The sequence below is a fragment of the Limimaricola sp. G21655-S1 genome (assembly GCF_027213785.1).
Classification (GTDB): Bacteria; Pseudomonadota; Alphaproteobacteria; order Rhodobacterales; family Rhodobacteraceae; genus Limimaricola.
Genome location: NZ_JAPWGO010000047.1, coordinates 1 through 6,440, shown reverse-complemented (window position 1 = coordinate 6,440; position 6,440 = coordinate 1). Strand labels below are relative to the sequence as shown.

Genomic DNA, 6,440 nt, shown 5'->3' with positions numbered 1-6,440 from the left:
GACGGGACAGGCGTTCGCGCTCTTTCCAATGGCCGTTATTCTGCGCTCGCGAACGGGAGTTTTTCCACGGAATCGGCCGTGAGCGCCACTTGCTCCATCAGGTCAGCCGACCTACCAGAATGGCAGCGCATCAACTCAGTTCCGAACCGATGGAAGACAACTGCGATGAATATGCTCGCGATCGAACAAGCTCTCATTCGCTTTGGCTTCGCTGAGCCGGGCATCGCCGTAGATGATATAGGTCAGCTGTTGGAGACGGTCTTCGGCCCTACGGATGGTGAGATGACGTTCGTGGGGACGCTCGCTACAGACGAAGATCTCGATCCGACGGTCGAAGCAACACTGCTCCAGAAGGCTCAAATATCTGACGATCCGCTAGCTGCACTATCGAGCACTCCCCTGCTCCGAACGCGCCTGAACGCACTGATGCGTCAGAGATGGGCCGCTCGAAAACTCCGGATAATAGGCGTTCCGGTCGAGCTGCGCGGCCTGAACTGGAACGAACTGGATGCTCTCGGCCAGGACATGGTTCGGGATGGCATCGCCCACCTTGAAGCTCTCACCCGGCATCCGCATCGACGCGGGCCTCGCCAGGATCATCTGCTGGACACTTTCCTGAACGAACTGGCCGAGATCTATGCCCGTCATACGGGCAGCACCGCCCATCAGCTCGAGGCGCTGTCATCCGAAACCAGCCGTTTCGTAAGGCTGGCGGTAGAGGTTCTGAGGCCGACAGGAGTCCTGATGCAACACCGTCCGGAAGCTGCGATTGCACAGCGCTGGAAGCGGTATAAGCGCGCTCATTCTCAGGGCAAATCTGGATAGGACCCGCGGATCTTACGCAGTTGGGTGCGTTTGAGATCTTCCGGAGGGTGCACGAGTAGTATGAAGTGCAACCGCTTTCGCAATCATGTACTCCTGATCCCCTGACCTGCCCCTGCCATTCCTGACCTCCGAAGGCCGAGCATTCCGCCGGCCCCGATACGGAGCGCGGTTCAGGCCAATGGCACAACACCCCCGATCCAAGCGGCAAGCTTCGAGACAGACCTCCGCTGCGGCGGACGGCTCGGAGCATTTGCGGCAGCTGGTCAGGCTGCTGGCCCGCCTTTCGGCTCGCGAGGCCTTTGCCGGCTCCGAAGCGATTGAGAATCAAGATGCAGAAACAGACTGATTTTGGAGCGCCGCAAGCGCTGCTCTCCCTCGCCGAGGTGAGTGAGATCCTGCGCCTGTCACCGAAGACGTTGCAGCGCCGGATCACCGCTGGTGAACTGCCGGTGATCCGCGACGGTCGGCGGGTGCATGTGCTTCCGGCCGACCTGCAGCGCTATATCGCGGCGCGGCGCAGCCAGTGACCTGCCATGACCTCCAAACATCTGATCTGGTTCATCATTCCAGAGGCTCGGGACCGCATACCCCTCGGATCCAGCGGAGAAAATTGCGCTATGCTGTCCCGAATCGCACCGGCTGACACCCCCCGACGTCCCGTGACCGGACCTGACCACAACGGAGCCTCCCGACCATGAAGGATCTCACCTCCGACCTGCTCACCCGGGATGCCCAGGTTCCGGCCGCCCTGCCCTGCGAAACGCTCGACGATGTCCGCCTCTGGGTGGTGCGCCAGCCGGTCTCCACGCGGCGCCGCGATGCCCTGTCGGCCTTCCGCTTTCTCTCCGAAACGGCCGGCCTCGATCTGACCGGTATTACAGCCCGGCCGCGCGACCTGCGCGAGCTCTTCGCGGGCCTCAGCGCACCGAAGCTTGGGGTCAGTCTGAAGCGGCTGGCCAATGTCCGCTCCCTCGTCGGCCGCGCCCGCGACGAGGCGCAGGCGGCCGCCCGCCCGCGGGGTCCCAAGCCCCCCATCGCCGCCGAATGGACGGCCCTGCTCGAGACCGTGCCATGGTGCCAATACCGCTGGGGCCTGAACCGGCTGGCGCGCTACTGCACGCAATGCGGCATCAAGCCGGAGGAGGTCTCGATCGACACTTTGAGCGGCCTGCGGGCGCGTCTCGAGCAGGAGAGCACCGTCAAGAAGCCGCAGCTGATCCTGAAGCAGACCATCGCGTTCTGGAACCGCTGCGAGCGCGAGGTCGAGGGCTGGCCGGACATCCGCCTGTCCTTGCCGACCAAGCCCGAGACCTTCATGCTACCGCTCGACGCGTTCCCGGAAAGTCTCGGCCGGGAGATCGACCTCTGGGCCACACGCATGCAGACCTCCGATCCGTTCGACCCCAAGACCCCGGTTCGGGCGATGCGACCTCCGACGGTGCAGAGCTACATCCTCACGATCCGCAAGGTGGCCTCGGCACTGGTGCGGGGCGGGCATCTCGAGGTCGACGAAGTGACCGGCCTCGACGTGCTGGTCTCGCCGGGGAACTTCAAGAACGGCCTGCGCCGGTTCGCCTCGACGGTCGATCGGAACCGCGCGCCTGAAACCGTGCACAAGATGGCGGTGCAGCTGCGCAGCATGGCCCGGAACCTGCTGGATCTCGACGAGGCACACCTCGCCGAGCTGGATGCGATCATCGGCCGGCTGGCGCCCAGGTCCGGGCGCAAGATGGGCGCGCGCAACTTCGAGCGCCTGAAGCAGTTCGACGATCCGGACCTAGTGCAGCGCCTGCTGGGATTCCCGGACGAGGAACTCGGGCGTGCCCTGAAGGCCAGGAGCCCGGTCCGCCGCGCCAAGGGCGTCGAACGAGCCCTCGCCATCGCGGTCGCGCTGTACACGGGGCTGCGGGTAAAGAACCTGCGCAGCCTGCGGCTCGATACCAATCTGGTGCGATCCGGCGACCGCCTGCTGGTCCGGCTCTCCGAGGATGAGATGAAGACGCATGCGGCGCTCGAGATCGAGCTGCCCTCCGAAGTCATTACCCTGCTCGACCTCTTCGTGAACCAGCACCGCCACATCCTGCCAAGCGCGGATGGCCCGTATCTGTTTCCCGGGGAGCGGGGTGGGCCGCGCAGCTATGACGCGATGCGCGACGCGGTCAGCCGGCCGCTGCTCAAGCATGCGGGCATCGAGATCAACCCGCATCTCTATCGGCACGTGATCGCCAAGATCGTCGCCGAGCGGCGGCCCGAGCTGCTCGCCGATGTCAGCCGGCACCTGGGACACCGCTCCTTCAACACCACTTACCAGAGCTATCTCGGCACCGAAGGGCCCGCCGCAAGCCGCCGTCTGAACCGGCTGCTGGATGAGACCCGCCGCGATCCGCGACTGGAGCGCTGACATGGCCGCCCCGCGCAAGCATCTGGCACGGAGCGACTGGCCCGAGATCGACCGGCAGGCCTGGGCCGTGCTCTTCATCGAAGGCGACCTGTTCGACGGTCGCGGTCCCGCCTGCCACTGGGCCTCGGCCACGCGCAAATCGAACGCGGCGCATTACGGCCGCTGGCTGACCTGGCTGGACGAAGTCGGCCAGCTCGATCCTGCCCTGCACCCCGCCGATCGGCTAACCGAGGAGCGCGTCGTGGCGTATGGCCGACACCTGATGGAAGGGGTCGCTCCGCGCACCGTCGCGAGCTCGCTCATCGGGCTGAAATGCGTGGTGCAGCGGATGGCGCCTAATCGGAACTGGCGCTGGCTCAAGGACCTGACCAACCGGCTCGACAGCTGGGCGCCGCAAGGCGCCACGTCCGGCGCGCGGATCCTGCCGGCCGGGGAGGTCCTGCAACGCGTGCTCGATGAACTCGAGCCGTCGCTGAGCAAGACCTGCCCCTCGCATGACCAGCCACTGCGCTATCGCAACTTGTTCATGATCGGCCTGCTCACCGTGTGGCCGATCCGGCTACGCAACTTCACAGCGCTGCGGATAGGCCAGCACGTGCTGCGGACAGGGACGGACTGGCGTCTCGAGATCCCGGGTGCCGAGACGAAGACCGGGCAGCCGATACGGCTGGTCTTGCCCGAACGGCTGCGCCCCTGTCTCGAACACTACCTCGATCACGTGCGACCCGCCCTGCCCGCACCCTGCGATCCTGCCGCTTTGTGGTCGGGCGCGCATGGCAAACCACTGGCGCCGAACACGATCTACCAGGCGATCATGCGCGAGACGCAGCAACTCTTCGGCATCGCGATCAGCCCGCACATCTTTCGCAGCATCGCCGCGACCGCGCTGGCCGAGAGCTCGGCCGAGGATGCGCTGCATGCCCGTCCGCTGCTGGGCCATCGCCTGCCCGAGACCACCGAGGCCCACTACATCCGTGCCCGGCAGCGCGAGGCCAGCCGCAAGGTTTCAGCGTTTCTCAGCGAGATCCGGCTAGTCAGCTAAACAGGCAAGAGAGAGGGAGGACTCCCCGCATGACCACCAGCCACCGCGTTGCGCTCTATGCGCGCTATTCCTCGGACAACCAGCGCGATGCCTCGATCGAGGACCACCTGCGGCTTTGCCGCGAACGAGCGGCGCGCGAGGGCTGGGAGATCATCGACAGCTATTCGGACCGCTCGATCTCCGGGGCCAGTCTGATCCGCCCGGGCATTCAGGCCCTGATGCAGGACGCCCAGGTCGGCAGGTTCGACGTGGTACTGGCCGAGTCCCTCGACCGGATCTCCCGCGATCAGGAAGACATCGCCGGGGTCTACAAGCGCCTGTCCTTCGCCGATGTCCGGCTGGTGACGCTGACCGAGGGCGAAGTCAGCGAGCTGCATATCGGGCTCAAGGGCACGATGGGCGCGCTGTTCCTGAAGGATCTGGCCGACAAGACCCGGCGCGGCCTACGCGGCCGCGTCGCGGCGGGCAAGTCCGGCGGCGGCAACAGCTACGGGTACAGAGTCGTAAGGGATCTCGGTCCCGAAGGGCTGCCGGTCACCGGCGAGCGGGCTGTCGAGCCCACCGAGGCCCGGATCGTCGCGCGCATATTTCGCGACTATGCCGGCGGGGCGTCTCCGCGCTCGATCGCGCATGCACTGAATGCGGAAGGGCTGCGGGGCCCGCGCAGCGAGGGCTGGAGCGCTTCGTCGATCCATGGCAACCGAGCGCGCGGCACCGGCATCCTGAATAACGAACTCTATATCGGGCGGCTGGTCTGGAACCGGCTGCGCTACGTGAAGGATCCGGAGACCGGGCGGCGGGTGTCGCGGCGCAATCCGGAAAGTGCTTGGATCGTCACCGAGGTCCCGGAGCTGCGGATCATCCCGCAGGAGCTGTGGGACACGGTGAAGGCGAGGCAGGGAAAGCTGGAGCTTCCCCAGCGTGGCAACCGGGGCCACGTACTGAACACCAAACGCCGGGCCCGCTACCTGCTGTCGGGTCTGATGCGTTGCGGCGCTTGTGGCGGCGGCATGTCGATGATCTCGGCCACGCATCTTGGCTGCTCGGGCGCGCGCAACAAGGGGACCTGCGGCAATCGCAAGACCATCGCCCGGCGCGAGGTCGAGGAGCGCGTCTGCACGGCGCTGTCGACGCGGCTGATGGAGCGGGAACTCTTCACGGTGTTCTGCGAGGAGTTCGTCGCCGAGACGAACCGGCTGCGCGCGGCGCAGAGCGGATCGAAGGCAACGACCGAGGCCGAACTCGTGAAGGTGAAGCGCGACCTCGAGCGGCTGGTGCAGGCGCTGCTGGACGGCGTGCCGGCGGCCAGTGTGCGCGAGCGGATGCAGCAGCTGGAAGTCAAGCAGGCCGGACTGGAACGGAAGCTCGAGGCCACTCCGCCGGCCCTGCCCGCCCTGCATCCGGACATGGCGAAGCTCTACCGCGAGAAGGTGGCGACGCTGCTCGACGCGCTCAATGCCGATGACAGCCGCTCCGCGGCGACCGAGATCCTGCGGGGCCTGATCGACAGCTTGGTGCTGACACCGACGGACAAAGCCTACCAGATTACTCTGACCGGAGACCTGGCCGGCATTCTCGGACTGGCGGCTGGTGAACAAGCAAAAACCTCCGCGGGGGTTCCTGCGGAGGCTTTGCAAGTATCGTTGGTTGCGGGAGCAGGATTTGATGAAACACGTACGGCCGGAAGACTGCGTGCTTCGGTATAACCAATAGCCCCGCGTTTCTTTTCGACATCAAACTGCCGATCAAGGGTGCTGTCGAGGATGATCGAGGGCTTGCCGCCATACTTGCCGGGGCGGCGCTAGTAGCCGATCTGTGCCTTGATTTCAGCCAGCCTGGCCAGGCGGGAGACACGGTACAAACAGATGCTCTCAGCCTTGTTCGACAAGATTATCGTGCAGCTTCCGGTGCCCATAGACCTTGCCGCTTTCAACTAAGGCCTCCCTCAGCATCCCGGTCTGACGGCGATCTTCCGGAGCCCGCCTGCACAGCAGCGCCTTCAGCTATGCGTAGAAACTACTTGGCTGGATGCGCAGGCGCCGGCACATCGTCCGAGCAAAGAACTGCTCGCGATTGGTCTGCCCCCACTGAAGTGCTCCGCCCACTGAGATAGATTTATCTCGTCAGGAGGAGGACGAAGCGATGGGTGGAAAGCGCGAGAAGCCCGAGGAC

The 6,440-nt window shown here is 65.3% G+C and carries 5 protein-coding genes and 1 pseudogene; 5 read left to right on the top strand and 1 reads right to left on the bottom strand.

The genetic code is table 11. The annotated features are described in order from the left end of the window. From O4G76_RS19620 to O4G76_RS19600, 5 genes are all read left to right on the top strand, one after another. The coding region (locus O4G76_RS19620; protein WP_269398842.1) for a hypothetical protein at nucleotides 1–825 on the top strand (825 nt) is incomplete at its 5' end. 329 nt (nucleotides 826–1,154) lie between these two features. Further along, entirely contained in the window at nucleotides 1,155–1,352 is a 198-nt protein-coding gene (locus O4G76_RS19615) for a helix-turn-helix domain-containing protein (protein ID WP_269398841.1), read from the top strand. A gap of 167 nt (nucleotides 1,353–1,519) precedes the next feature. Beyond that, nucleotides 1,520–3,226, top strand: a complete 1,707-nt coding sequence (locus O4G76_RS19610) for a site-specific integrase (RefSeq protein WP_269398840.1) — start codon at nucleotides 1,520–1,522, stop codon at nucleotides 3,224–3,226. A gap of 1 nt (nucleotide 3,227) precedes the next feature. Then, a complete protein-coding gene (locus O4G76_RS19605) occupies nucleotides 3,228–4,268 on the top strand; it encodes a tyrosine-type recombinase/integrase (RefSeq protein ID WP_269398839.1) in 1,041 nt (346 codons plus the stop codon). Nucleotides 4,269–4,297: 29 nt separating this feature from the next. Further along, a complete protein-coding gene (locus tag O4G76_RS19600) occupies nucleotides 4,298–5,974 on the top strand; it encodes a recombinase family protein (RefSeq protein WP_269398838.1) in 1,677 nt (558 codons plus the stop codon). A gap of 20 nt (nucleotides 5,975–5,994) precedes the next feature. Here the strand turns inward: O4G76_RS19600 and O4G76_RS19595 are convergent. Further along, nucleotides 5,995–6,325: pseudogene (locus tag O4G76_RS19595) on the bottom strand (IS3 family transposase); the annotation flags it as partial. Nucleotides 6,326–6,440: the final 115 nt, after the last annotated feature.